This is a genomic window from Ruegeria sp. N7 (assembly GCF_056531345.1).
Window position 1 is genome coordinate 592,054 of sequence record NZ_JBQFLR010000001.1, and the last position, 26,503, is coordinate 618,556.

Sequence of the window (26,503 nt, forward strand, 5' to 3'; positions counted from 1 at the left end):
GTCGACTTTTTGGGCTTGGCGTCAGGGGTGCGCTGCAACAGCGTCAACCTCGCCGACTAATCCTGAGTAAGCATGTCCTGACGGCGCAGACAAGAGGAATCTCGGATTTTCACCAGCTTTTTTCTACAGGTCGGCGTTTTTTGCCGCAAACCCACCACTCATCCCGGCATTCTTGCGCCGACGACACGATCGCGACCGTCAAGATCGGGGATTACCCGGACGTCCACCAACCCAGCGGCATCGAACAAGGCTGACACTTTTGCCGCATGCGTCGGACCGATTTCGACAAGAATTCGCCCGCCCGCCAACAGAAAATCCGGGGTCGCCGCCGCGATCCGACGATACGCGCCCAACCCGTCCCCCTCATCCGTCAGGGCCATGCGCGGCTCGTGCTCACGCACTTCGGGCGACAGTTCTTCCATCTCAGACACTGAGATATACGGAGGGTTGGAAACAATCAGGTCGAATTTTTCTTCAATGTTTTCGAACCAGTTTGATCGAAGGATCTCAATCCGCGTCTCTACCTGATGCTGAACCGCATTGGCACTGGCTTGCAGGCAGGCGGCTTCGCTCAGATCAACACCCACGCCCGTGGCACTGCTGCGTTCGGCCAGAAGGGTTATCAGGATACACCCCGAGCCCAGCCCTAGGTCGAGGACATGATCAAATGGTTCGCTCAACGCTGCTTCGATCAGGGTTTCAGTTTCCGGGCGCGGATCAAGGACATCCCGGCTGACGCGGAACCTGCGGCCGTAAAACTCCCGCTCACCCAACAGATGCGACACCGGAACCCGGATGGCCCGCAAGGAGATCAACTGGTCATAACGCTCGGCGATCTCGGGCTGTAATTCTTCCGGGGCAATCAATGTCACGCGGCTGGCTTCAATCCGTGCAGCGTGGGCCAGCAACAGACGCGCGTCACGTGCCGGATCGTCCACACCGGCCGCACGCAGACGCGCTGTCGCCGCCACCATCGCCTGTGCCGCTGTTTGCAGACCTGTCATTGTGCCATCTCGGCCAGCAGCCGGGCCTGATCATCCGCCGTCAGCGCATCAATCACCTCGTCCAGATCACCCTGCATCACCTGATCCAGCTTATATAGCGTCAGGTTGATCCGGTGGTCGGTCATGCGCCCCTGCGGGAAGTTATAAGTACGAATGCGTTCCGAGCGATCCCCCGAGCCAACCTGACTGGCACGATCTGCCGAGCGTTCACTGTCAATCCGCTGCCGCTCCAGATCGTACAAGCGCGTCTTCAGAACTTGCATGGCGATCTCGCGGTTGCGATGCTGGGACTTCTCGGAACTTGTCACCACCAATCCAGTAGGAAGATGCGTGATCCGCACAGCCGAGTCAGTCGTGTTCACGTGCTGTCCGCCCGCGCCCGAGCTTCGCATCGTATCGATTCGGATATCATTGGCGTCGATCTGGATGTCTACATCCTCGGCCTCGGGCAGAACCGCCACAGTCGCCGCCGAGGTGTGAATGCGCCCGCCGCTTTCGGTTTCGGGCACGCGTTGCACCCGATGGACGCCGGATTCGTACTTCAGTCGCGCAAAGACATTGTCGCCTTTGATATGGGCTACTACTTCCTTGATGCCGCCCAGATCCGAGGCCTGCTCTTCGATAATCTCGAATTTCCAGCCACGCGCCTCGGCGTAACGCTGATACATGCGCAACAGATCGCTTGCGAACAAAGCGGCCTCGTCCCCGCCGGTGCCAGGGCGAATTTCCAGCATCGCCGGACGGGCATCTGCCGCATCCTTTGGCAACAGTGCCAGTTGGAGCGCGTTTTCCGCCTTGGGGATGCGGGCCTGCAACTCGGGGATTTCCTCCTCGGCAAGCTCTTTCATGTCCGGGTCAGTCAGCATCGCCTGCGCTTCGGCCAGATCCCCCACCAGCTGTCGCCAGGCCATGATCTGATCGACCACAGGCTTAAGGTCGGAATATTCTTTGGCCAGCGCCGCAATATCACCACCCGATGCGCCATCTGCCATGGCAGCTTCGAGGTACTGAAAACGCTGGGTGATCTGTTCAAGACGTTCTTCGGGGATCATCCCGGCGGTGTCTCTCATCCGGGGGCTTTGGTCAAGGGCAACGTCATGCTAAGCTCGCGGCCATGAAACGGGTTTTACTTGCTCTGCTGCTGACAACCACGCCTGCCCTCGCCGATTACATCGGCCCTGACGGCAAGACGCGGGATTGCTATTGCACCGACACATCCGGGTCTCGCATCGAACTGGGTGAGATGATCTGCCTTCAGGTCGACGGACGCATGTTCACCGCGCAATGCCAGATGTCCCTTAACGTTCCCATGTGGCGCGAGGTTCAGGAGGGGTGTTTGTCGTCCAAATTACAGAGTGAGCCTTTCGACCCCATAGATCTGGACGATGCGTCCTGACCGTTTGCGCAACGACTAGAATTGTGCCAACCACCCATCGACCCGCGCCTTGTTCACACCGAAATCCCTGCGACCGAACCGCAAACGGCCATGGATGCGCAAGATGTCTCCGTCCTGCTGTACCGTGGTGTAGTCGGGAAAGCCGATCCATTTCGTGCGGGTAACATAGGTGATCATGCCCTCACTGACCGAACCCGCCAAAACAGTGGTGCGCGGCGTGGCTTGGGCAATCTCATCAAGACGCTGCAACCCGTCGGGACCGGTTTCAACAACGCGCAACGCACCACCCGGCAAGTTCTGGCTTTCGGGCGAAACCAAAGCGACGTGCCACCGCGCAGGGTCTGACGGTGCCAGCCGGACATAGGCGCCCGCCCCAACCACAAGCGCAATCACTGCCCACAAAGCCATCTTTTTCATCCCGCTCCATCCCTTTTGTGAACCCTAAGCGGAACAAAACCGGCGGCAAGACATTCCACCGCGTCTTACCGCGACGTCACACCCGGAAGGATGCACAGCATCTCATAGATCAGATTGGCTGCTGTCAGTGCTGTGTTGCCCGATGGATCATAAGGGGGTGAGACTTCGACCAGATCGCATCCCACCACGTTTACCCCATGCAGGGCATGGATCAGTTGCAGCGCTTGCGGTGTCGAAAGACCCGCGATTTCCGGCGTGCCGGTGCCCGGAGCGTATGCGGGATCAAGGCTGTCGATGTCGTACGAGATGTAAACCGGGTGGTCCCCAATGATCTTGCGAACCTGCGATCCGATCTGGGTCAGGTTCTGCTGCCACAGCTCCCATGCGGGGAACTGGCGGAAGCCCCAGTCCTTGGCCTCGGTAAAATCCGAGGCTGCATAACCCGAGCCGCGAATGCCGATCTGGAACGTCTTGTCGGGAACAATCAGCCCCTCTTCATATGCACGACGGAAAACGGTGCCGTGGGTTTCGCGTTCACCGAACATCTCGTCATTCACATCGGCATGAGCGTCCACATGCACCAGCGCCACGGGCCCGTGTATTGCCTTGATGGCTCGCAGGATCGGCAGGGTGATCGAATGATCGCCCCCCATGGCCATCGGGATCACGCCTTTCGCCAAAATGGCGTCATAGCTTTCCTTGATGATCCTGAGGCTGTCCGCAAGCGAGAAGGTGTTGATCGCCAGATCCCCAATATCGGCTATCTGCAAACTGTCGAACGGGGCCGCTCTGGTGGCCATGTTATAGGGCCGGATCATCGCGCTTTCGCCGCGGATCTGCTTGGGGCCAAAGCGCGTGCCCGACCGCCACGACGTGCCGATATCCATCGGCACCCCCAGCACCGCCACATCCAACCCCTCAAGCGAGGAGGCCTGCGGCAGGCGCATGAATGTGTTCGGCCCGGAAAACCGGGCCAGATCATTCCCGCTAAGTGGTTGGTTGAATTCGGTCATGTGCGTAATGGTCCCGTCCCTGTTCGTCACTTGATCCAGCACATACCTTAAGCATGGCTAACTGTTGGTTAACGTGAACCCTTGCGGGTTTACCCATCTGCTTTATCCAGCTTGTTCCACCCCAACAGGCAAATGATCTGCGTCGCCACATGGGCCCCAGCAATCGCTGTCGCACCTGAGGTGTCAAAGGGCGGCGATACTTCGACAACGTCCCCGCCCTTGATATTGATCCCGGCAATGTCGCGCAGGATGATTTGCGCCTGAATCGAGCTTAATCCACCCCAGACTGGCGTGCCCGTACCAGGGGCAAAAGCCGGGTCAAGACCGTCGATGTCAAAGCTGAGGTAAACGGGGCTGTCACCAAGAATGTTCTTGATCTTCTCTGCCACAGCAGCTGGTCCCGATTCATAAACCTCGCGCGCATCGATGATGTTCACGCCCAGCGTATCCTCGTTCGTCGTGCGAATACCCACCTGGACCGAGCGTTTCGGATCGACAATGCCCGACTTTACCGCCTTGTAGAACATTGTCCCGTGATCCACGCGGGACATGTCGTCGTCGGCCCATGTGTCGGTATGCGCATCGAATTGCAGCAGGGACATTGGCCCGAATTTCTCGGCATAGGCCTTGAGGATCGGAAAGCTGATATAGTGATCGCCACCCAACGCGACCGACGCCACATCAGCAGCCAGAATGGTTCGGATGTGGTCGGTCAGCGTGTCAGGAAAGGCCGGGATATTGGCGTAATCATAAGCCATATCGCCATAATCCACGATCGCCAGTTCACTCAGCGCATCAAAGGGCCAGCCATAAGGCGCATCGGGCGACTGAAGCGCGCTGGCCTCACGGATCGCCCGCGGGCCAAGGCGCGTGCCGGGCCGGTTCGTAACTGCCTGATCAAACGGCACGCCAGTAACGGCGATGTCCACACCCTTCAGGTTCTTGGTGTAAAGCCGCCGCAGAAAAGACGTCGCCCCGCCGAACGTATTTTCATAAGACAACCCTTTGAGGTCCGGATTGGTGAATGCCTCATCCACCTGGTTTCTTGCGTCTTCCAGTGCCATGTCTTCTGTAGTCCCTTTCCCGAACCTTTATCAGCTCAACGGCTGCGCTTTTTCCACGATCCGCGCGAAAAACGACGCGCCCACCGGCGCGATTTCGTCGTTAAAGTTGTATTTCGGATGATGCAGCCCTGCGCCTTCGCCCTGCCCAAGGAACAAATAAGCACCGGGGCGCTTTTGCAGCATGTACGAGAAATCCTCGGCCCCCATCTCGCGCCCGGTATTGCCGGTGACGCGGTCGTCTCCGGATATTTCACGCGCCACCTCGGTCGCAAATCCCGCCTTTTCGGCATCATTGATGGTGGCAGGGTAATCTACATTGTATTCCAATCGCGCCTCGACCCCATAGGATTTGGCTTGCCCCTCGACAATCTCGGCCATGCGCCGCATCACCATCTGCTGGACGTTCGGGTCGAATGTTCGAACGGTGCCGTTGATATAGGCCGTATCCGGGATCACGTTGTTGACCGTGCCGGTGTGGATTTGCGTGACCGAGACAACAAGATCATCCAGCGCATAATGGTTGCGGCTGACAATGGTCTGAATGGCCTGCGCAATCCCACAGGCCGCCATAACCGGATCACGGGTTTCATGCGGCATCGCACCGTGGCCACCGACTCCCTGAATATGCACTTCGAACGTATCGACAGCCGCCATGATCGGCCCCGGCGTGGTATAGAATGTCCCTTCGGCAAATCCCGGCGCGTTGTGCAGCGCGTAGACCTGTGAGATGTCGAACCGGTCCATGATGCCTTCTTCGACCATCACACCAGCACCACCGCCATCTTCCTCGGCGGGTTGAAAGATCAGCGCCACGCGACCGCTGAAATTTCGCGTCTCGGCCAGATAACGTGCCGCGCCCAGTAGCATGGTAGTATGCCCGTCATGGCCGCAGGCATGCATCTTTCCGGGGTTCTGAGAGGCATAGTCAACGCCCGTTTCCTCGGTAATTGGCAACGCATCCATATCGGCGCGCAAGCCAATCGTCGGCCCGTCGCCCTGCCCGTTGATGATCGCGACCATCCCGGTCTTTGCGATCCCCTCATGCAACTCATCAACCCCGAACTCACGCAGACGTTCGGCCACAAAGGCTGCCGTTTCATGGCATTCGAATTCCAACTCGGGGATGGTATGCAGATACTGGCGCCATCTGGTCATGTCGGCAGAGAAATCGGCAATTCGGTTGACGACGGGCATCTGGGGTGGACTCCTGATCGGGACTGCGGAATGGATGCATCTGACACCGGAATGAAAGGGTTCGCAATGGCTGAAAATCCTCTGATCCATGACAGCAATGCAGGTATCGAACGGCTGCTGGAAATCATGCGCCGCCTGCGCGATCCGCAATCCGGCTGCCCGTGGGATATCGAACAGGATTTCGCGACCATCGCCCCCTATACGATCGAAGAGGCCTATGAGGTCGCTGACGCCATCGAACGCGAAGCCTATGACGAGCTTAAGGGAGAGCTGGGGGATTTGCTGTTCCAATCCGTGTTTCACGCCCAAATGGCAGAAGAAGCAGGACATTTCACCTTTCAGGACGTGGTGCGCACCATGTCCGACAAGATGGTCAGCCGCCATCCGCATGTGTTTGGCGATGAATCCCGCGACAAGTCGGCCGACCAGCAAACCAAAGATTGGGAAGCCATCAAAGCCGCCGAGCGGGCGGGCAAAGAACAAAAAGGTGCACTGGACGGTGTGGCTGCAAACCTGCCCGCCCTGTTGCGCGCGCATAAGCTGCAAAAACGTGCCGCTCGAGTGGGGTTCGACTGGCCTGACGCCAGCCATGTGCTGGCCAAGATCACCGAAGAAGCGGCCGAACTGGAAGAGGCGCGCGACAAAATGGATGCCGACGCGCTGGAAGACGAGTTCGGCGATCTGCTGTTCGTGATGGTCAATCTGGGCCGTCATCTTGGCATCGAACCCGAAGCCGCCCTGCGTCGCACCAATGCCAAGTTCACCCGTCGCTTTGAAAAGGTCGAAGCCCGGCTGGCCGAACGGGGCAAGACCCCCACGCAAAGCGATCTGGCCGAGATGGATGCGCTGTGGGACGAGGTCAAAACGGAAGAGCATCGCGCCAACGGCAAACTCCCGCCGGCGGATGCACTGGCGGCGACCAGAAACGGGTAGACAAGCGATCCGACACTTGCGAGTGTCCCACCTTCACGACCCCCGGAGACGCCTATGCCCCCTCGCAAGATCATCATCGACACCGATCCCGGTCAGGATGACGCCGTCGCCATACTGTTGGCGCTGGCCAGCCCGGACGAGATCGAGGTTCTGGGTATCACGGCCGTCGCGGGTAACGTCCCGCTCGCCCTCACGGCCAAGAACGCCCGAATCGTTTGTGAATTGGCCGGACGTACGGATGTGCCGGTTTATGCGGGCTGCGACAAACCGCTGAACCGCCCACTTGTCACCGCGGAACACGTGCACGGGAAAACCGGGCTGGATGGCCCGGTCCTGCCGGATCCGCAGGTGCCCTTGGCTGAAGGTCACGCTGTGGACTTCATCATCGACACCCTGCGCGCTGAAGAATCTGGGACGGTGACCCTATGTCCACTGGGGCCGCTGACAAACATCGCGACTGCATTTCGCAAAGCCCCCGATATCATCGACCGCGTGCAGGAAATCGTCTTGATGGGTGGGGCATATTTCGAAGTCGGCAACATCACCCCCACCGCTGAATTCAACATCTATGTCGACCCAGAAGCTGCTGATATCGTTTTTAAATCCGGAAGGCCAATCGTTGTCATGCCATTGGATGTCACACACAAAGCGCTGGTGACCAAATCACGAAACGACGCGTTCCGCGCATTGGACAGCAAGGTTGGACATGCCGTGGCCGAGATGACGGATTTCTTTGAACGCTTCGACAAAGAGAAATACGGCAGCGCAGGCGCCCCCCTGCACGACCCTTGCGTCACTGCCTATCTGATCCGCCCCGAGCTGTTTTCGGGTCGCCACGTGAATATCGAGATTGAAACAGGGTCCGACCTGACCATGGGCATGACCGTTGCGGATTGGTGGGGTGTCACCAACCGCGCACCAAATGCGTTGTTCATGGGGGAAATCGACGCTGACGGCTTTTTCACCTTGCTGACAGAAAGGCTGGCCAGATTATGAGCGCCGCCCTCCGCCTTGCGCGCCCCGAAGATCTGGATCGCCTTATGACGCTGGTCACCGCCTTTCATACCGAGGCCGGACTGACACAGGACGCCGACAAGACACGCAATGCCCTCGCCCCCATGCTGGATGGCATCCCTCATGGCTGTGTCTATTTGATCGGGCCCGGACGCGCGCCGTTGGGATATATCATCCTGACCTTTGGCTGGTCAGTCGAGTTCGGCGGCATGGACGGTTTCGTGGACGAGATCTATATACGCCCCGCCGTTCGGGGCCGCGGCATTGCCACCGAGGTTCTTTTGGACCTGCCCAAAGCTCTTGCCGGGGCAGGCCTGATGGCTCTTCATCTGGAAGTCGACCGAAACAATGATTCTGCCCAAAAGCTCTATCTGCGCACCGGGTTCAGACAACGTGACAGGTATATGCTGATGAGCAAGGTACTTTAGCGCGACTCGCCGCGGAAGATATTTGCCGGATTCATGTCCTGAACCGGGTCATTCGACGAAACCTGTTCTCCGGTTATCGGATACGTTCCCGGACCCGCGCAGGCGGACAATACTGTGATGGACGTTGTGGCGATTATCAGAAGGAATTTGGATACAGACATCGTAGTCTCCTTTCTGCAATGAAGACAAACTACGGCATTCGGTGTGGACGTGATAAGTAACAAGTTCACACATAAGAATAAATAAGTCACATCTTTATTGTCAAATACCTCCAAAACAGACGGATATATCCCTGAAAACTTTAACTTTTCTCAGGCCCGTGTGTGTGTTTCTCAAATAGCGGCATCTCGAAAAAAAGCAGGTGGTCGCGTGCGATTACAGGAGTTTGGTAATAGGCGTCGCGCAGGTGAAAGCCCAAAGACAGGTATAACCGAGTCGCCGCTTCCAGGGGTTTGCCGGTGTCCATTCGAATATAGTCGAACCCAAGATCTCGACACATTTCGATCAGCGAAAGCATGATGGCACAGCCTGCGCCGGTCCCTCTTGCTGCGTCAGTTACAAATACGCGTTTGATTTCAGCCACACCAGGCTCGTACGTGTGAAACATGCCGCAGCCGACCGGTTCCCCATGCAGTAATGCCAGTTTGATCCCACCGTTCGGCGGCGTGTGTTCCGCGTCGATGTTGTCCATTACACGGGTGTATTTTTCGCTTGGGTAGAAGGCCCGAACGATCTGGGCGGTTCTTTCATCCAGTGCGAGCAGGAAATCCCTGTAATCCCAACACAAACGCCGAACCGCTTCAAACTGGTCCGGCGTTTCCGGTTCGATGATGTTCAGCACAATGCGACCCCCGGATTAAACCCGGGGGTCAGCCTAGCACCACGCGCGTTACTTGCGAAGGATCGACGCGCCTGCGTATTCCGCAACCTCGCCCAGTGATTCCTCGATGCGGATCAACTGGTTGTATTTGGCCAACCGGTCCGACCGCGCCAGCGAGCCAGTTTTGATCTGACCGCAATTGGTCGCCACCGCCAGATCAGCAATGGTGGCATCCTCGGTCTCGCCCGAACGGTGCGACATCACGTTTGTGTAACGCGCACGGTGCGCCATATCGACGGCGCGCAGGGTTTCAGTCAGCGATCCGATCTGGTTCACCTTGACCAGCATCGAGTTCGCGCAGCCGCGCTTGATGCCTTCGGCCAAGCGCGCCGGATTGGTCACAAACAGGTCGTCGCCCACCAGCTGCACCTTGTCGCCGATGGCGTCGGTCAAGGCTTTCCAGCCGTCCCAGTCATCCTCGGACATGCCGTCTTCGATCGAGATGATCGGATAGTCATTGACCAGCGCCGCCAGATAGGCTGCGTTTTCCTCGGACGTCAGGGTGATCCCCTCGCCCGCCAGAACGTATTTGCCGTCCTTGTAATACTCGGTCGCCGCGCAATCCAAGGCCAGGTGGATTTCTTCTCCCGGTTTGTAGCCCGCCTTTTCAATGGACTTCAGGATGAAATCCAGCGCCTCGCGGGTACTGGCGATGTTCGGGGCAAAACCGCCCTCGTCACCGACACCGGTGGCCAGACCGGCAGCCGACAGCTCTTTCTTCAGGGTGTGGAACACTTCGGACCCCATGCGCACGGCTTCGCGAATATTCGCGGCCGAGGTTGGCATGATCATGAATTCCTGAATGTCGATCGGGTTGTCGGCGTGTTCGCCGCCATTGATGATATTCATCATCGGCACCGGCAGCACGCGGGCCGAGGTGCCACCGACGTAGCGAAAAAGGGGCTGCGTGGTGAAATCGGCTGCCGCCTTTGCGGTGGCCAGCGACACGCCCAGAATGGCGTTGGCACCCAGACGGCCTTTGTTATTGGTTCCATCCAGTTCAATCATCGCCTGATCGATGGCCACTTGTTCTGTCGCGTCAAAACCCACCAGTTCCTCGGCGATCTCACCATTCACGGCGGCCACGGCTTCCAGAACCCCTTTGCCCATATAGCGGGATTTGTCGCCGTCGCGTTTTTCAACGGCTTCATGTGCGCCGGTGGACGCACCGGACGGTACGGCGGCGCGGCCCATGGTGCCGTCTTCCAGAATCACGTCGACCTCGACCGTCGGGTTGCCCCGGCTGTCCAGAATTTCGCGCGCGTGGATGTCAATAATGGTGCTCATGAGGTCTGTCCCTATGGCTGCAGTCGGTTGCACGCGTCATAGCAGCAACCGGCCAAAAGTAAACCGGTTCCGTTATCGCTAACACGCATATTTACCGACCTTTAGGGCTAACAGTTTGCTGTTTGCGCCAACAGGTTCACGCCGGGACCAGATTGCGCGCCAAACGTCGCTCGCGGATAAAGGTATACAGGCCAGATCCGATGATGAGGCTCGCCCCTGCCATTGTCAGCGCGTCAGGGCGTTCCCCGAACATCAGCATTCCGGCAAGGATCGAAAACACCAGACGCGTGTAACGGAATGGCATCATGGCCGAAGCCTCGCCAACCCGCATGGCCGTGACGATGCCGTAATACCCTAGAACACCAAAACCGATCGCCCCCAGATACGGACCTGCCTGGCCGCTTTGTACCGGCACGAAGGGTGTTCCTGAAACGACCATCAACAGCAACCCGGCCAGCGCCACTGCGATATACGCCTGCATCGCCACAACGGATGAAGCCACCCGAACATCCAGCTTGCGGGTTATCAGATCACGCGCCGCAATCGCAAACACGGTCAGCACGACAAACAGCGAGTCCGGCTGAAACCCTTCCAATCCGGGGCGAATGATCATCAGAACACCGACAAAGCCGACACCAATGGCACTCCAGCGGCGCCAGCCGACCTGCTCTCCCAGAAACAGGGCCGCGCCCATGGTCACGGCAAGCGGCATGGCCTGAAACACGGCGGCGACAGTGGACAGATCGATCAGCGACAGCGCGGTGACAAAGGTCACGGCACCGAATCCTTCTGTCCCTGCGCGCAGCATCGGCAGCAGTTTCCACGCCACGGGATCGAAGATGCGTTTGCGGGTGACCACCGACATCACCGCAAAGACAAGCCCGCAGAACACACCCAGACACACCATGATCTGACCGGTCGGCACAGCGCCCGACAGGAACTTGATGAACATATCCTCAAGCGAAAAGGCCGCCATCGAGCCGATCAGCAAAAGGATGCCGTTTACGTTATTCATGCGCGCGTCCACAGGAAAAGGGTACTTGGGGTGCAGTGTCCGGGCACATGAACCGCAACCAGCGACGTCTGGCAAGCCATTTCCCGACACGTTCAATGAATTAACGTGTTGGGGCCATTCGCGATTTGTGATGGATCACTCCTGCTTGAGCGGTACGCCGTACAGCTCCAGCCGATGCCCTTTCAGCTTGTACCCAAGCTTGGCGGCGATCTTTTCCTGCAGGGCTTCGATCTCGGGGTCGACAAATTCGATAACCTCCCCCGACTGCATGTCGATCAGGTGATCGTGGTGATCACGCTCGGCATCCTCGTAACGGGCCCGCCCATCGCCGAACTCCAGACGCTCCAGAATACCGGCCTCTTCGAACAGTTTGACCGTACGATACACCGTCGCAATTGAGATGCCTGTGTCGATGGCAGAAGCACGCGCGTACAGTTCTTCGACATCCGGATGGTCGTCGCTTTGTTCCAATACCTGCGCGATGATCCTTCTTTGACCGGTCATGCGCAGACCCTTGGCCTCACAACGTCCAATAATCGTTTCCGACATGATGCCCCTCAGAATTGCTCGGGTGTCTGTCTTAGTATGTCTGCGCACTTTGCGCCACAGGGATTTCTTCTTTTCCGTTGAAGTTAAGCCACGCGCGCCAAATCAGCCCAAACCGGCAAATGATCCGATGCGATATGTGCAGGGCGCGCGTCATGGACACCATGCGCAGTGGCCCTGACGCCCGCGCCCAGCGCGATCCGATCCAGCGCGCCCAGCGGCTGCGCCGCGGGAAAACTTGGCTTGGGGGGCAGGAAACGCATTTCCGGCGCGAGGTGATCCAGAATCGGCTGTCGGGACCATTCGTTGAAATCCCCCGCCCAGACAGTCGGCATCTGCTCCAGCTCTTTATCAAACCGCCTGATATGCGAGATCTGCTGACGTCGCGATGCAGGCAACAGCCCCAGATGCATACCCATCACCCGCAACGGCCCGATATGGGTATCAAATTCGACACGGACCGCGCCGCGCGGTTCAAGCCCGGGCAATTCGTGATGTCCGGTCCGCCGGACCGAAAGGCCCTCGCCACGCCAGATCACCGCGTTGCCATGCCAGCCCAGACTGCCGGCACCGCCCAGATCGACGATCTGCCACCCCGCTTCATCCAGCATGAAATGCGGCAGGGCCGCCGGTCGCGGCGGCAGACGTTTGTCGGCCTCCTGCAACACAACGATATCGGCCTGCATATGTTCGATGACCTGCAAAATGCGCTGCGGCTGGCGCCGGAAATCCAGCCCGAGGCATTTCTGAATGTTATAGCTGGCAATGCGAAGGGTGGAAGATGACTGCATATAGATCTGACCAGTGGGCTTGACCCAAAGTGACACGCCTGCCGCCGGACGCAACCCTTCAGTTTCACTTCGCAGCAACGGCAACCGGGGAAGTCGCCTTGGAATGGTATATCGCTTAAAAACCCGGCACGTGACGCGGCCAGAAACAAATGGATTTCCCCTCATTTCATCCGGGAGCGGCAGAACGGAAGTGCCGCAGTTTCAGCGCATCCAACACCGATTTAGACCGGACAAAACAATTCGCCCCTCCCCGCGAAACCATACCGCACCGAGCGACTACCAGAGATGTTTGACCGTCACGTACCACAGAACGTGGCGTGCACGACCTCGTTATCGGTCGGGGGCCGTTTCAGATCGTCCGCATCTGCCTGATCGTCGTAAGGCCGCGCGAGGACGGCGTTCAGCCGATGGAACGGCTGGTAATCCCCCGCCACCGCTGATTGGATCATCTGCTCGACACGGTGATTGCGCGGAATATAGGCCGGGTTCGCTGCGGTCATCACTTCATCCGGTGACGCCTCACGCGCCAAACGCGCACGCCAGCCCTCTGCCCAGCTGTCAAAGGCCTGCGGGTCGATAAACTGATCGCGCGTGGTATCTTTGCCCAGCGCACGGAAGGTGTTGGTGAAATCAGCCTGCCCCTCGGCCATGCGTTTTAGCAGATCGGTGATCAGCGCCTGATCGCCTTCTTCAGCGGTCGTCAGTCCGACCTTTGCCCGGAACCGGGTCAACCAGTTCTGTTGCAGCAGGTCCGGCATGGCATGCACGATCTCGGTCGCCTCCTCAACAGCGGCGTCCTTGTTGTCCATCTGCTGGATCAGTGAAGTTGCCAGCTGCGCCAGATTCCACACTGCTATATCTGGCTGGTTGGAATAGGCATAACGGCCCATCCGATCTATCGAGCTGTAGACCGTATTGGGGTGATAAACGTCCATGAAGGCACAGGGGCCATAATCGATGGTCTCACCCGCGATCGAGCAATTGTCGGTGTTCATGACCCCATGGATAAAGCCCACGCTCATCCACCAAGCGATCAGGCGGGCCTGCGCATCCCGAACGGCCCGCAGCAGGCCCATTGGCCCTTCGACGCCGGGATAGTGGCGCGCGATGGCGTAGTCTGTCAGGCACCGCAGATTGTCCAACTGCCCCCGCGCGGCAAAGACCTGAAAGGTACCTACTCGCAAATGGCTGGTTGCAACCCGGGTTAGCACCGCACCGGGCATCGGACCCTCCCGGAACACGGTTTCACCGGTCTCTACCGCCGCCAGTGCGCGTGTTGTGGGGATGCCCAGCGCGTGCATCGCCTCGGACACCACGTATTCGCGCAGAACCGGACCCAGCCACGCCCTGCCGTCGCCCCTACGTGAAAACGGCGTCGGGCCCGAGCCTTTCAGCTGAACATCCCGCCGCACACCATCCGTTCCGACAGTTTCGCCCAACAGCACCGCGCGCCCGTCCCCAAGCTGCGGGTTGAACTGGCCAAACTGATGCCCGGAATAAAGCTGCGCGATGGGGTCCGCACCATCGGGGATGCGATTACCTGCAAAGGCTTCCGCCATCTCTTGCACGTCGCCCGGATGGACCTGCAACAGCCGTGCCAGATCATCATTGAACGCGATCAACTTGGGCGCGCGTACAGGCACCGGATTCTGTCGCGCAAAAAACGCGTCCGGCAGGCGGGCATATGAGTTATCGAATGGAATGGTCAGTGTCATGCGGCATACATATTCCCCGTGCGCACGAATACCATAGCGGATCACACCTTGCCGTGCATAATTGCGCCAAACACACGGGGGCCACATGACCGCACAAGAGATCATCGACCGCCTGAACCTGCAACCTCACCCCGAGGGCGGCTGGTACGCGGAAACCTGGCGCGCCGAGAACAAGGGCCGCCCGACCGGCACCTGTATCTACTTCTTGCTGCAGGCGGGGGAAAGCAGCCACTGGCACCGGGTCGACGCGACCGAGATCTGGCTCTACCACGCGGGCGCGCCATTAATCCTGTCCTTGAGCGCAACAGACAAGGGCCCGGCGGTTGACCATGTGCTGTCACTCGATTTGTCTCGGGGCGCACCGCAACTGATTGTTCCCACCGGCCATTGGCAGGCCGCGCGCAGCACCGGTGATTACACGCTGGTCAGTTGTACAGTGTCTCCCGGATTTCAATTCGATGGGTTCCAACTGGCAGAACCTGGGTTTGATATCCCTCGGGGATAGGCTGGTCTGGGGATGCTCTGAAAAGGTGAGTTTACAGAAAGTTACACATTTATCATTCTGTAAACGCTACCGCAGGTATCGGAGCATCGGGTGATTGCGAAACACATCTTTCTGGTCCTTCTGCTTCTGTTCGCAAGCACCGGTCTTGCAAACGCCGAGACCGCCTGCGCAGAATCCCCCCTTTCATCCGAATTGGCACTACCCGATCTGGAGGAGGAAGTCGCAACCGAACACATCGAACCTGCAGCGACTGTTGAACCTGCGGTGCTGATCTCGAAACGCCCTGCGCTGCGCCCTTGCAAGTTCCGCCGGTTTGAAGTGGGTCGTCAGCGTATGCGCGACCGCGGCGCGGTCTGTGGCGACTGGACCATTCTGGGCGAAACCCGCGCGTCTTTGGCTGGAAAAGCGCAGGGTTGCGGCATCGCCAACCCGGTCCGGATTTACAGAATTTCGGATGTTGCGCTCAGCCAGTTTTCGCTGATGGACTGTCAGACAGCTGTCACGCTGAAAACGTGGATCGAAAACGTCGCCAAACCCGTCTTCGCTGATCTGGGTGGTGGACTCAAGGGGATGCGCGTTGTTGGCCACTATGCCTGCAAGACGCAGAACAGCCAGCCCTATGCGCGCATTTCCGAACATGCGCGGGGTCGGGCCATCGATATCTCGACCTTCGTGTTGCAGGACGGAACGCAGATCACCGTTCAGGACGGGTGGAGCGATACCGATCAAAGCGCCGTGTTGCGAGAGTTGCACAGCGGAGCCTGTGGCCTGTTCGGAACTGTTCTTGGTCCTGATGCTGACCGGTATCACAAAGGGCATTTTCACTTCGACACAGCCCGACGCAGTGGCAAACCTGTGTGTCGATAACGCGTTAGCCAGTACCAGGATGTAGCCTCAACCCACCGGTTGAACGTTCACTGAACTGACCATGCCGCCGCCCACCAGTGCTTTCACCCCGGTTGTTCCGGGGCACGAGGTTGGCAATCCCCGCGCCACGCGCACGGCCAGATAGGCAAAAGCCTGCGCCTCGAGCATGTCACCGTCCAGCCCCACGGCCTCGACCGGTTCGACCGGGCAGTCGAGGGACACGCGCAGCATCTCCATCAACACCGGATTGCGCCGACCGCCGCCTGTAACCAGCACGCAAGACGGCGGTTGCGGACAGTGTTCCATCCCCTGCACCACCCCTGCTGCGCACATCCCGGTCAGGGTCGCCACCGCGTCAGCGTCACCCAGTTCTTTCACCAGATCGATCATCTCAGAGAAATCATTCCGGTCCAGCGACTTGGGCGGCATGCGTGCGAAGAAAGGCTCAGCCAGAAACAGCTCCAGCGCACCCATTTCGACGGTGCCATTGCGCGCAACTGCTCCATCCCGGTCCATCGGCTGCCCCAGCCGGGCCTGCATCAGGTCATCGACCGGTGCATTCGCCGGCCCCGTATCAAAGGCAAGCAGCGCCCCCGGCGCCTCGGGACCATCAAAGCTTGGGTCCACATAGGTCAGATTACCAACACCGCCCAGGTTCAGAAAGCACAACGGGCGGTCCGCGCCAAACCACTTGGCGCAGGCAAAGTGAAAAAACGGTGCTAACGGAGCGCCCTCGCCCCCCATAGCCACGTCATCGCTTCGGAAGTCCCAGACCACCGGGCGCCCCAGCGCCTGCGCCAACCCAAGACCATCGCCCACCTGCAATGTCCCGCGCCCGCGCGGTTCATGCGCCAAAGTCTGGCCGTGAAAGCCGATCAGGTCTACATCTTCGAACTCGGACAGCGCTTCGGCATGGGCAAAGGTCACCATCTCAGCCGCCGCGTCGACCTGTGGACCGTGCCATTGCCCCAAAGCCGCCCGCAGAATTTCGCGTTCGGCATCGGTATAGGCGCGATAGCCGCTTTTCCCGAATCCAGCGATGGAATGCCCGTCGGTTTCCACCACCGCAGCGTCCACCCCGTCCAGCGACGTACCGGACATTGCGCCCAATGCCCGAACCATTCCGTGTTTCTTGATGGTTTGGCCCACGCCTGCCTCCTGATCTGGCAATGTTTCCGCCGTGCCCGGGGTTCTGGACTTCACCTCTGGGTTGCAGCTTGGTCAAGGTGCTTTTGTTATGCCGCCTTGGCAAGCCTTCTGATTGGGGGCGTCGGTTTTTTTCCGACGTCGCGTTTCATGATCAACACCCCGGCCATCAAGTTGCGCGCGCATATCACGGCACGCGGTTTTAGAGTGAAAAGGTGGCTTTTCCTCATCCGCAGCGCCGCCTATACAGTGCCCCGCAACACAAACCCCGAGGGCACGATATGACCTACCACCCCAAATCGGATTTCATCGCCACGATGATCGAGCGCGGCTTCCTCGCCGACTGCACCGATTATCAGGGCCTTGACGACGCGCTGATCAGTGGGTGCAAGCCAGCTTATATCGGCTTTGATGCAACGGCCAAGTCGTTGCATGTGGGCAGTCTGATTCAGATCATGATGCTGCGCTGGTTCCAGAAGACCGGCCACCAGCCGATCACCCTTATGGGTGGCGGCACCACCAAGGTGGGTGACCCTTCGTTCCGCGCGGATGAACGCCCCCTGCTGGGACCCGAACAGATCGACGAAAACATCGCGGGCATCAAGAAAGTGTTCGCGGCCTATATCGATTACGACACTGACGCCGAAAACAAGGCACTGATGTTGAACAATGCCGAATGGCTGGATGATCTGAACTACCTCGATTTCCTGCGCGACATCGGGCGGCATTTTTCGGTCAACCGGATGCTCAGCTTTGAATCGGTGAAATCCCGGCTGGATCGCGAACAGTCGCTGTCGTTTCTCGAGTTCAACTACATGATCCTGCAAGCCTATGACTTTCTGGAGCTGAACCGCCGCTATGGCTGTGTTCTGCAAATGGGCGGCAGCGACCAGTGGGGCAACATTGTCAACGGTATCGACCTGACACGCCGGGTGCTGGATCACGAAATCTACGGCCTGACCTCTCCCTTGTTGACCACCAGCGACGGCAAGAAGATGGGCAAATCGCAGGATGGCGCGGTCTGGCTGAACGCCGAGATGCGCTCGCCCTATGAATTCTGGCAGTTCTGGCGCAACACCACCGACGCGGATGTCGGTCGGTTCCTGAAGCTCTATACCGAATTGCCAGTGGATGAATGTGACCGTCTTGGCGCGCTTGCCGGGTCCGAGATCAATGAGGCCAAAAAGATACTTGCTGACGAAGTTACAACACTCCTTCATGGTGCTGACGCATCCAAAGCTGCCCGATCAACATCGGAAGGTATTTTTGGCTCCATGTCTGTTCGTGAAGGAGGTCAGGATACCCTCTACGCAACCGGAAATATCAGCGCGCTCCCTACCTTGACTCTAACTAAGGAAGAACTGGGCGACGGCATGTCCATCGTGCAGATCATTGTCAAATCAGGCCTCGCCAAATCCGGCAAAGAGGCCAAGCGCCTGATTGCTGAAAACGGGGCCAAACTGGACGACGCTCCGCTGACGGATGCAGGTTTGATGATCGACGCGGGCGCATTGTCATCCCCGATCAAGCTGAGTGCAGGCAAGAAACGCCACGCATTGGTGCAACTGGGCTGACGCCCCTTTCACCTTTGATTGCAAAGCAGGAAACGGCCACCCGATTGGGTGGCCGTATCTATTTTGGAATGGGCAAGGCTACTGACGTCCCTTTCCGCGACCGGGCCGGTCGCTTTCGCCCTCGTCGTCATTGGCGTTGTTTCCGCGACCCGGACTGCTGCCCTCGCCGCCGTTGCCGCCGCCATTGTTACCCTTATCGCCACCTTTGCCGCCGCCGTTATGGCCCTTTCCGCCGCCGTTATTGCCTTTGCCACCGCCGGGTTCACCGTCGCCACCACCGGGTTCCCCGCCACCGCCGCCGGGCTCTCCACCGCCACCGCCGGGTTCTCCGCCACCACCGCCGGGCTCTCCACCGCCACCGCTAGGTTCTCCACCGCCACCGCCGGGCTCTCCGTCACCGCCGCCGGGCTGTCCACCGCCACCACCGGGTTCTTGGCCGCCGTTGTCAGGTTCTCCGCCACCACCGAGGCCGTCTGGACCAGCCGCGTTCGCAAATCCCGCCCCGCCGGGTTCTGAACCGCGACTTTCACCCCGATTCTCTGCCAGACCGGACAAGCTTGCCGTTGGCACATCTGTCAGCAAAGCGGCCAGGCCCGGGCATTGCGCCCCGGTAACGCGCAGCGTTGTCTCAAAATCCGGTCTCTTCTGAAGTCTGTCCAGAAAGCTTGGGGTCACCTGAACACAATCGCAAAGCCCGGCGTAGTCGCCTGCATTGGCAAGACTTCGAGCCGTTTGCCAATTACAGGTTTCCGGCGCTGCAAAAGCATTACCGGCAACCACAATCCCAAAGACAGGCGCGGCCAGAACAGCGCCCAGTGTTAGTTTCTTACTATTTACCATATCGGAACCTCCTGACGAAAAAACACGCAATGGCTGTGATTACTTCGTTCACGAACAGGCGCGTTTTCGTGAAGCGCGGATTAAGATGCCTTAAAGATGCGTATTGACCCGGCGGCGGTCAGTCCGCCCCGCCCCTTTTGGCGTTCAGGCTCAAAGATGTGGACACCGCCCCTGCAAAGCAGTTATTGAACAGTTGTTCATATCCCAGGGAGGAGCTCCGATGCACTTGTCCACCACAGCCGCTCTTGTCACCGGCGGCGCATCCGGTCTGGGCGAAGCCACCGCCCGTCACTTTGCCGCGCAGGGCGCGCAAGTCACTATTCTGGACCGTGACGCGGACCGTGGCGCTCAAGTCGCCTCCGAAATCGGCGGATATTTTGCGCTGACGGATGTAACCGACGAAACCTCGGTCGCTGCTGCCGTGCGCCACGGCATGGACAAGATGGGCAAGATCACCGCGACTGTGAACTGCGCGGGTATCGCTTATGGAATCAAGACAGTCGGCAAGGATGGGCCCCACCCGTTGGACGCGTTCCAGCGTACGATCGACATCAATCTTGTCGGCACATTCAACGTCTCAAGGCTGGCCGCTGCCGAGATGGCAAAGAACGAACCCGAACCGGACGGGGCGCGCGGTGTGATCATCAACACTGCATCTATTGCCGCATTCGACGGCCAAAAGGGACAGGCGGCATACGCTGCATCGAAAGGCGGGGTTGTTGGCATGACCCTGCCAATGGCCCGTGATCTGGCCTCGACCGGGATTCGCGTCATGACCATCGCGCCGGGTATCTTTATGACCCCGATGCTGGCGGGCCTTCCCGAAGACGTGCAGAAACAACTGGCCGCCGACGTCCCGAACCCGGCCCGCCTGGGCGACCCTAAGGAATACGGGCGGCTGGCCGGTTTCATCGTTGAAATGGGCTACCTGAACGGCGAGGTCATCCGCATCGACGGCGCTCTGCGGATGCGATAAGACAGCTCTATGTTGGAGCGCCAGAAAATGCAGTCCGGGCAGTGGTATTGCTGTCTCGATCCTGAGTTGGACGATCTGCGCGCGCGGGCACGACGGGCTGTTCACGCTCACAACACCTGTCCGCCCGACACACGCGGCGCGATGGCCCCGGAACTACACGCGCTGCTGGGCCATGTCGGCGAGGACTGTTTTCTCGAAGCCCCTTTTCACTGCGCGTATGGAATGAACATCCATCTGGGCAGCCGGGTTTTCTTCAATGCCGGATGCGTGGTTCTGGACACGGCCCTCGTTCGGGTCGGCGACGACACGATGTTTGGCCCCAATGTTCAGATTTACTGCGCTCATCATGCCAAAGACCCGGCTGATCGGGCACAAGGGTTGGAAATCGGCCTGCCCGTCACCATCGGCAGGCAGGTTTGGGTTGGCGGCGGAGCGATCCTGTTGCCCAGCATTACCATAGGCGACTACGCCACAATCGGCGCAGGCAGCGTCGTCACCAAAGACGTCCCCGCCAGAGAAACCGTGGCAGGTAATCCGGCAAAACGTCTGGCGCGCTAAGCGCTTTCAGCCCTCTCTTCGAGCGTCAGCCATTCCTCTTCAGCGGCCGAGAGTTTTTCCTGCCTCTCAACCAGCGCCTCGGTCGCTTTTTGGAACTTCACCGGCTCACGCGTGAACAGCTCGGGATCGGACATCAGCTCTTCCAGCTTGGCAATCTCGGCCTCAAGGCGCGCGATCTCGGCAGGCAGTTTCTCCAGCCGGTGCTTTTCCGAGAAGGATAGGCCGGATTTCGGCTTTTCTTCCTGCTTGATCTTTGGCTTTGAAGCTTTTGCTTTTTCTACGCTTTTTTGGATCACGTCGCCACGCTGCGCGATGTAATCCGACCAGCCGCCAGCATAGACTGCCGCCCGTCCGTTCCCCTCCATCGCGATGGTGGTTGTCGCCACGCGGTCCAGAAAATCCCGGTCATGGCTCACCAGCAGAACGGTGCCGTCATAATCATCCAAAAGCTCTTGCAGCAGGTCCAGCGTCTCGACATCCAGATCGTTGGTCGGTTCGTCCAGCACCAGAAGGTTCGAGGGTTTCGCCATCAGTTTGGCCAGTAACAACCGGGCTTTTTCCCCACCCGACAGGGATTTGACGGCTGCTCGGGCCTGCCGTTCGTCAAACAGAAATTCCTTGAGATACCCTACAACATGTTTGGGCTGCCCGCCCACCATTACCTGATCGGCCTTGCCCGACACCCGCATTTCCGGATCGCCGGTCAGACTGTCCCACAGGCTCATCTCGGGGTCCAGTTGGGCACGGGTCTGATCGAACACCGCGATTTCAAGGTTCGTCCCCAAGGAAACCGAGCCCTCGTCCGACTCCACCTGCCCCAGCAGCATCTTCAGCAACGTTGTTTTGCCAACACCGTTCGGCCCGACAAAGGCCACCCGGTCGCCGCGCTGTACCAGCAGATCAAAGTTCCGAACGATCTGCTTGTCGCCAAACCCTTTGGCCAGCGCCCTGGCCTCAATCACTTTACGGCCTGATTTTGGCCCGGCCTCCAATGCCATTGCAGCCGAACCCTGACGTTTGATCTGCGCCGCCTTTTCGGCCCGCAACGCCTGCAAGGCCCGCACCCGGCCTTGATTACGTTTGCGTCGGGCGCTAATGCCCTCAACCGCCCATTTCGCTTCTGACTTAATCAGGCGGTTCAGCTTGTGGCGTTGCTGGTCTTCTTCCTCCCATACCTTGTCCCGCCAGGCCTCAAAGGCTTCAAAGCCCTGTTCCTGTCGCCGAACAACCCCCCGGTCGATCCAAAGTGTTGCCCGCGTCAGCGCCCTTAGAAAGGCCCTGTCATGCGAGATCAGCACAAAGGCCGCTCGGGTCGCGCCAAGTTCGCGTTCCAGCCACGCGATGGCTTCGATATCCAGATGGTTGGTCGGCTCGTCCAGCAACATCAGATCCGGTGCTTCGGCCATCAGCTTGGCCAGCGCAGCCCGCCGCCTCTCTCCGCCCGAAGCCGTCTCAACTGCCCGTGAAGGATCGAACTTCAACCCTTCACCGGCCCGTTCAACCTTGTAAAGTTCTCCCGGCTCCAACCCGCTGGACGCGTAATCCCCCAACGTGGCAAAGCCCTCCATCGTCGGATCTTGCTCCATATAGCCAACGGATTTTCCGGGCGGCACGACAATCTCGCCCCGATCCGCCTCGACCAGACCGGCCATCACTTTCATCAGCGTGGATTTTCCGGACCCGTTTCGCCCCACCAGCGCAACACGATCACCGGGCTGAACCACCAGATCCAGTTCGGAAAACACCGGGTCACCCCCGAAAGTCAGGGAAATGCCGGACATCTGCAACAAAGGAATTCTCGCCATGTGCGCCAGCTAAACCGGCTGACACATTGCGTCAACGCCCCGTCTTCACCTTTTGAAAAATACTCAATCTACCCGGCCACCGCCCGCAACAGACGTTTGCGTGCCGGGGGGATCGCACCGATTTCCACCCCTGTGAAAACGTGCAGCGTGTTCATGTGGCGATCCACCACTGCATGATCGCTGACCCAACCGCCCATCATCAGATAGGTCCGCAACAAGGGTGGCATCCGCAGCATTGCCTTTTTCACATCCGGTCTGCGCCGCAGACGCGCGGCAAAACGAAACACATCCGGAGCCTTCACGCGCGGCAACCAACGTTTCGGGCCCAGATGGCGGTGTTTGAGCATCGCAAACGCATCCAGATACTGCTCAGTTGCGGTTCCGGCAAAAGAGGAACATCCAAACAGCATCTCGACGTTGTTCCGGTCAACGTAGGCCGTCATTGCCCCCCATGCTACACGCAGGATGTCGGGGTCGCTGTGATTGGGGTGGATACAAAATCGTCCCATTTCGACCATCCGGCCTTCGAAGCCTTCGAGCGAGGTCAGGTCGTAGAACTGTGCCGAATAACTTTGTCCGATTTCGCCGCCACTATCCATGGTCAGTATCCGAAAGCAGCAGACCAGCCGGTCTGCCGAGCGCATATCCTCGATCAGGATATGGCTACAGCGTGCATCAAACTCGTCGCAGTCCGGTTGCTCTGTGCCAAACGCCAAGCTCCGCAATGCCTGAGCTGTTCTGATATCCTCGGGCGACTGCGCCAGTCTGGCGCGATAGCGCCCCTTGCTTAACAAAACTGCCGTTGCCACGGTCGCGTCCTCCACGGTTACCGACCCTCAGGCGTCGGTACGACACCGTTAGCACAAGACATGTGACTGCCCTGTGACCACCGCAAGGTTTTGGCGCAAATTAGTTGGCGCCCGGAATGTTGGCCGGATTGAAGTTGCCGATATTGCCCAGCAGCTGACGCAGGAAGCCCTTGTCCTGAACGTTGGAATCGGTAACGCGGCGCTCCAGAGCAATCACATTCCCGTCTTCAAGACCAAAGCGTTCGATGTTTCTGACAACACCGCGCTGATCAAAACTGATGGCAACCAGTTCGCGCGATACCACCTCGGGCCGTTTCGGACCGTAGTGACGCACGCGAGAGCGGACATAGTAATAGCCCGAATCCCGAACCACGCCGGATGCGCCCGGCGCGCCGATGGCCTCTTGCACGCTGTCACGCGTATCTACGCCAACTTTGATTTCCGCCAGTTCCTCGGCCGGTGGCACATAGCCGTGATTCTTGAAGACAGCCGTACAAGCTCCGGTCGCAGCCAGACAGGCAACAAACACAAGCGATTTCGCAGCTGGTTTCAACCGGTTCACTACCTTCAACATCTGCACCCTCTTGCCTTGGCCTTCTTCGGCTTCTATCCGATTACATAAACCGTTGCCACGGTTCAACACATAGAAAGGCTCACGAATGAGCAACACGACATCATTTCGGGTGTCTGACCTGCCGCAGAACGCCCCGACACGGTTTGATCTGCGCCCTGCAACCACCGTGCTTGAGCAAATCAGGCAAGACCTTGGGCTGCTGGGGCTGCGAAAGCTCAGCTTTTCCGGCGAACTGCGGGCACAAGGCAAACGGGACTGGGTATTGAACGGCAAACTCGGCGCAACTGTCACCCAACCTTGCGTGGTGACGCTGGAACCGGTGACGACAAGGATCGACATTCCAGTGCACCGGACATTTCTTGCGGATTGGGCGGACCCTGATGATCCAGAGTTCGAGATCCCGGAAGATGACGAATCTGAACCTTTGGGACCTGAAATCGATCCGGCCCTTGTCATGATCGAGACCCTGTCTCTGGCTCTGCCACAATATCCACGGAAAGACGGCGCGGAACTGGGTCAGGCTGCCTACACAGAACCGGGCAAACAGGCGATGACGGATGACGATGCCAAACCCTTTGCAGGATTGGCAGGATTGCGCGATGTGCTAAAAAAAGACGAGTGACAGGTGCCGGATTTCCTGTCATAGCAGGCGGTCAGAAAAATCGCTTGAACATGCCGAGAATCGCAGTATTTTCGCGCGCTCATCGGATTTTGGGTTGGACATTGCGGGGCTCGTCGCCTAAACGCGCGTCAAACCACGATAAACGAACTACGAAACCCGGGTCGGCAGCGAATCTGCGGCCCCCAGTCAGACAAAGGTTGAGACCATGGCCGTCCAACAGAACAAAGTTTCCAAGTCGCGTCGCAACAACCGCCGCGCACACGACGCTCTGGTTGCTGCAAACCCGAACGAATGCCCGAACTGCGGCGAGCTGAAACGCCCGCACCACGTTTGTGCATCTTGCGGCCACTATGACGATCGCGAAGTCGTCGCACAGGCCGACGAAATCGATCTGGACGAAGACGCAGCCTAAGCCTGATCGAGCACAGGCCAAGGCATGAACGATCAGCCCACGCACGCCGGACGGATCACCATCTCGGTTGACGCAATGGGAGGGGACGCAGGCCCCGCTGTCGTCGTTGCAGGTCTGGCAAAATCGGCTGGCAAGAACCCGAATATCGGGTTCCTGCTGCACGGGCCCGAACAGGTATTGCGCAAGCTGGTTGCCAAACGACGTGTCCTTGAAGGGCGCGTCGTTTTTCGTGATTGTCCCGACGTTGTCACGATGGAGGACAAGCCCAGCCAGGTTGTGCGCAACGGCAAGCAGACCTCGATGTGGTCCGCGCTGGAAGCGGTTCGTCAGGGCGAAGCCCATGGCGCGGTATCCTGCGGCAACACTGGCGCCCTGATGGCCCTGTCGATGATGCGGCTGCGCAAATTACCGGGTGTCAACCGCCCCGCAATCGCGATCCTGTGGCCTTCGCGCAACCCGCAGGGGTTCAATGTGATGCTGGACGTGGGCGCCGATGTGCGCGCCGACGCCAAGGACTTGCTGCAATTCGCCCTGATGGGCGCGTCTTATGCGCGCAACGGCATGGCCCTGAACCGACCCCGGATCGGGCTGCTGAACGTTGGCACAGAAGAGCATAAAGGCCGCGCGGAACTGAAAGAAGCACACGCCTTGATCTCGGATTTCGCGGAACAGGCGAATTTCGAATTTGTTGGCTTTGTCGAAGGCAGCGACATTCCCGGTGACAAGGCAGATGTCATTGTTACCGATGGGTTTACCGGCAATGTCGCGATCAAAACGGGTGAAGGCACCGCCAGCCTGATCGGAGATCTTCTGCGCGAGGCGTTCAAATACTCTCCGTTGTCCCGATTGGCTTCGGTCCTGGCCATCACGTCGCTACAGCGCCTGAAAAAGCGCATTGATCCGCGGCGCGTAAACGGTGGCGTGTTTCTGGGTCTGAACGGGACAGTTATTAAATCCCATGGCGGGGCAGATGCGACCGGAGTGTCGGCGGCGATCAAACTGGCCTTTACCCTGGCACAGTCCGGCTTTGCCGAAAAATTAGCTGCGCGGGTTGCATCCACGGCCCAGCTTGCACAAGATGCCGCGCAAGCTGCGCCGCAGACCGATAAATAACAAAA

The 26,503-nt window shown here is 58.9% G+C and carries 30 protein-coding genes; 12 read left to right on the top strand and 18 right to left on the bottom strand.

The features are described from left to right. Positions 1–158: 158 nt before the first annotated feature. Both prmC and prfA read right to left on the bottom strand, forming a co-directional pair. Complete coding sequence (gene prmC, locus ACR0ES_RS02910; protein WP_480869431.1) at positions 159–1,004, bottom strand: peptide chain release factor N(5)-glutamine methyltransferase; 846 nt, start codon at positions 1,002–1,004, stop codon at positions 159–161. Next, on the bottom strand, positions 1,001–2,056 hold the full coding sequence (gene prfA, locus ACR0ES_RS02915) for a peptide chain release factor 1 (RefSeq protein WP_480481653.1): 1,056 nt from the start codon (positions 2,054–2,056) through the stop codon (positions 1,001–1,003). Before prfA ends, prmC begins: the two co-directional genes overlap by 4 nt. 62 nt (positions 2,057–2,118) lie before the next feature. Here prfA and ACR0ES_RS02920 point away from each other — a divergent pair, with 62 nt between their 5' ends. Next, on the top strand, positions 2,119–2,400 hold the full coding sequence (locus tag ACR0ES_RS02920) for a hypothetical protein (protein ID WP_480480576.1): 282 nt from the start codon (positions 2,119–2,121) through the stop codon (positions 2,398–2,400). Between the two features lie 15 nt (positions 2,401–2,415). Here ACR0ES_RS02920 and ACR0ES_RS02925 read toward each other — a convergent pair whose 3' ends face one another. The 4 genes from ACR0ES_RS02925 to ACR0ES_RS02940 form a co-directional block, all read right to left on the bottom strand. Next, positions 2,416–2,817, bottom strand: coding sequence for a DUF1499 domain-containing protein (locus tag ACR0ES_RS02925; RefSeq protein ID WP_480564421.1), 402 nt, complete (start codon positions 2,815–2,817; stop codon positions 2,416–2,418). Between the two features lie 65 nt (positions 2,818–2,882). Beyond that, positions 2,883–3,830 carry an agmatinase gene (gene speB / locus ACR0ES_RS02930; protein WP_480504872.1) on the bottom strand — a complete coding sequence of 316 codons (948 nt, stop codon included), beginning with the start codon at positions 3,828–3,830 and terminating at the stop codon, positions 2,883–2,885. An 89-nt stretch (positions 3,831–3,919) separates the two neighbouring features. Further along, positions 3,920–4,894, bottom strand: a complete 975-nt coding sequence (gene speB, locus ACR0ES_RS02935; protein ID WP_480480570.1) for an agmatinase — start codon at positions 4,892–4,894, stop codon at positions 3,920–3,922. Between the two features lie 30 nt (positions 4,895–4,924). Then, positions 4,925–6,088 carry a M20 aminoacylase family protein gene (locus ACR0ES_RS02940; RefSeq protein ID WP_209503692.1) on the bottom strand — a complete coding sequence of 388 codons (1,164 nt, stop codon included), beginning with the start codon at positions 6,086–6,088 and terminating at the stop codon, positions 4,925–4,927. Between the two features lie 66 nt (positions 6,089–6,154). On the opposite strand from ACR0ES_RS02940, the gene mazG reads away from it, so the two are divergent. The 3 genes from mazG to ACR0ES_RS02955 are packed head-to-tail and all read left to right on the top strand — an operon-like array spanning position 6,155 to position 8,463. Further along, positions 6,155–7,021: a nucleoside triphosphate pyrophosphohydrolase gene (mazG, locus tag ACR0ES_RS02945; RefSeq protein ID WP_267364570.1), complete on the top strand. Its 867-nt coding sequence runs from the start codon at positions 6,155–6,157 to the stop codon at positions 7,019–7,021. A 54-nt stretch (positions 7,022–7,075) separates the two neighbouring features. After that, entirely contained in the window at positions 7,076–8,017 is a 942-nt protein-coding gene (locus tag ACR0ES_RS02950; protein ID WP_480772805.1) for a nucleoside hydrolase, read from the top strand. Then, positions 8,014–8,463 (top strand): GNAT family N-acetyltransferase, encoded by a 450-nt coding sequence (locus tag ACR0ES_RS02955; RefSeq protein ID WP_480772806.1) that lies wholly within the window; start codon positions 8,014–8,016, stop codon positions 8,461–8,463. Before ACR0ES_RS02950 ends, ACR0ES_RS02955 begins: the two co-directional genes overlap by 4 nt. Here the strand turns inward: ACR0ES_RS02955 and ACR0ES_RS02960 are convergent. The 7 genes from ACR0ES_RS02960 to ACR0ES_RS02990 all read right to left on the bottom strand — a co-directional run bounded on the left by ACR0ES_RS02960 (position 8,460) and on the right by ACR0ES_RS02990 (position 14,697). Next, positions 8,460–8,624: a hypothetical protein gene (locus ACR0ES_RS02960; RefSeq protein WP_480480564.1), complete on the bottom strand. Its 165-nt coding sequence runs from the start codon at positions 8,622–8,624 to the stop codon at positions 8,460–8,462. The two genes, ACR0ES_RS02955 and ACR0ES_RS02960, sit on opposite strands and share 4 nt — an antisense overlap. Positions 8,625–8,764: 140 nt before the next feature. Then, complete coding sequence (locus ACR0ES_RS02965; RefSeq protein WP_480869433.1) at positions 8,765–9,304, bottom strand: GNAT family N-acetyltransferase; 540 nt, start codon at positions 9,302–9,304, stop codon at positions 8,765–8,767. 48 nt (positions 9,305–9,352) lie between these two features. Next, positions 9,353–10,630 (bottom strand): phosphopyruvate hydratase, encoded by a 1,278-nt coding sequence (eno, locus tag ACR0ES_RS02970; protein WP_480772808.1) that lies wholly within the window; start codon positions 10,628–10,630, stop codon positions 9,353–9,355. A 136-nt stretch (positions 10,631–10,766) separates the two neighbouring features. Then, positions 10,767–11,645 (bottom strand): DMT family transporter, encoded by an 879-nt coding sequence (locus tag ACR0ES_RS02975; protein WP_267364551.1) that lies wholly within the window; start codon positions 11,643–11,645, stop codon positions 10,767–10,769. Positions 11,646–11,780: 135 nt separating this feature from the next. Beyond that, a complete protein-coding gene (locus ACR0ES_RS02980) occupies positions 11,781–12,194 on the bottom strand; it encodes a Fur family transcriptional regulator (protein ID WP_209503686.1) in 414 nt (137 codons plus the stop codon). 83 nt (positions 12,195–12,277) lie between these two features. Then, positions 12,278–12,982: an endonuclease/exonuclease/phosphatase family protein gene (locus tag ACR0ES_RS02985; RefSeq protein ID WP_267364547.1), complete on the bottom strand. Its 705-nt coding sequence runs from the start codon at positions 12,980–12,982 to the stop codon at positions 12,278–12,280. Between the two features lie 296 nt (positions 12,983–13,278). Further along, entirely contained in the window at positions 13,279–14,697 is a 1,419-nt protein-coding gene (locus ACR0ES_RS02990) for a protein adenylyltransferase SelO (protein WP_480869436.1), read from the bottom strand. A gap of 85 nt (positions 14,698–14,782) precedes the next feature. On the opposite strand from ACR0ES_RS02990, the gene ACR0ES_RS02995 reads away from it, so the two are divergent. Both ACR0ES_RS02995 and ACR0ES_RS03000 read left to right on the top strand, forming a co-directional pair. Beyond that, positions 14,783–15,202, top strand: a complete 420-nt coding sequence (locus ACR0ES_RS02995; RefSeq protein ID WP_480564409.1) for a cupin domain-containing protein — start codon at positions 14,783–14,785, stop codon at positions 15,200–15,202. A gap of 90 nt (positions 15,203–15,292) precedes the next feature. Then, on the top strand, positions 15,293–16,069 hold the full coding sequence (locus ACR0ES_RS03000; RefSeq protein ID WP_480869438.1) for an extensin-like domain-containing protein: 777 nt from the start codon (positions 15,293–15,295) through the stop codon (positions 16,067–16,069). A gap of 27 nt (positions 16,070–16,096) precedes the next feature. Here ACR0ES_RS03000 and ACR0ES_RS03005 read toward each other — a convergent pair whose 3' ends face one another. Beyond that, a complete protein-coding gene (locus tag ACR0ES_RS03005) occupies positions 16,097–17,191 on the bottom strand; it encodes an anhydro-N-acetylmuramic acid kinase (protein ID WP_480517764.1) in 1,095 nt (364 codons plus the stop codon). A 305-nt stretch (positions 17,192–17,496) separates the two neighbouring features. Between ACR0ES_RS03005 and tyrS the strand changes: the two genes are divergently transcribed. Continuing rightward, entirely contained in the window at positions 17,497–18,789 is a 1,293-nt protein-coding gene (gene tyrS, locus ACR0ES_RS03010; protein WP_480869440.1) for a tyrosine--tRNA ligase, read from the top strand. A gap of 78 nt (positions 18,790–18,867) precedes the next feature. On the opposite strand, the gene ACR0ES_RS03015 is transcribed toward tyrS, so the two are convergent. After that, positions 18,868–19,629, bottom strand: a complete 762-nt coding sequence (locus ACR0ES_RS03015) for a hypothetical protein (protein ID WP_480869443.1) — start codon at positions 19,627–19,629, stop codon at positions 18,868–18,870. A gap of 220 nt (positions 19,630–19,849) precedes the next feature. Between ACR0ES_RS03015 and ACR0ES_RS03020 the strand changes: the two genes are divergently transcribed. Then, positions 19,850–20,605: a 3-hydroxyacyl-CoA dehydrogenase gene (locus tag ACR0ES_RS03020; protein ID WP_267363947.1), complete on the top strand. Its 756-nt coding sequence runs from the start codon at positions 19,850–19,852 to the stop codon at positions 20,603–20,605. Between the two features lie 9 nt (positions 20,606–20,614). Next, complete coding sequence (locus ACR0ES_RS03025) at positions 20,615–21,163, top strand: sugar O-acetyltransferase (protein WP_480869446.1); 549 nt, start codon at positions 20,615–20,617, stop codon at positions 21,161–21,163. Here ACR0ES_RS03025 and ACR0ES_RS03030 read toward each other — a convergent pair. The 3 genes from ACR0ES_RS03030 to ACR0ES_RS03040 form a co-directional block, all read right to left on the bottom strand. Next, a complete protein-coding gene (locus ACR0ES_RS03030; protein WP_480869448.1) occupies positions 21,160–22,968 on the bottom strand; it encodes an ABC-F family ATP-binding cassette domain-containing protein in 1,809 nt (602 codons plus the stop codon). The two genes, ACR0ES_RS03025 and ACR0ES_RS03030, sit on opposite strands and share 4 nt — an antisense overlap. Positions 22,969–23,036: 68 nt before the next feature. Next, entirely contained in the window at positions 23,037–23,777 is a 741-nt protein-coding gene (locus tag ACR0ES_RS03035) for a GNAT family N-acetyltransferase (protein WP_480869450.1), read from the bottom strand. 100 nt (positions 23,778–23,877) lie between these two features. Beyond that, the gene (locus ACR0ES_RS03040) at positions 23,878–24,351 is read right to left on the bottom strand and encodes an outer membrane protein assembly factor BamE (RefSeq protein WP_480545467.1); all 474 of its coding nucleotides are present in this window, start codon (positions 24,349–24,351) and stop codon (positions 23,878–23,880) included. A gap of 85 nt (positions 24,352–24,436) precedes the next feature. Between ACR0ES_RS03040 and ACR0ES_RS03045 the strand changes: the two genes are divergently transcribed. The 3 genes from ACR0ES_RS03045 to plsX all read left to right on the top strand — a co-directional run bounded on the left by ACR0ES_RS03045 (position 24,437) and on the right by plsX (position 26,498). Then, positions 24,437–24,973, top strand: a complete 537-nt coding sequence (locus tag ACR0ES_RS03045; protein WP_480480538.1) for a YceD family protein — start codon at positions 24,437–24,439, stop codon at positions 24,971–24,973. Positions 24,974–25,178: 205 nt separating this feature from the next. After that, positions 25,179–25,385, top strand: a complete 207-nt coding sequence (rpmF, locus tag ACR0ES_RS03050) for a 50S ribosomal protein L32 (RefSeq protein WP_008756996.1) — start codon at positions 25,179–25,181, stop codon at positions 25,383–25,385. 24 nt (positions 25,386–25,409) lie between these two features. Next, positions 25,410–26,498, top strand: a complete 1,089-nt coding sequence (plsX, locus tag ACR0ES_RS03055; RefSeq protein WP_480480536.1) for a phosphate acyltransferase PlsX — start codon at positions 25,410–25,412, stop codon at positions 26,496–26,498. Positions 26,499–26,503: the final 5 nt, after the last annotated feature.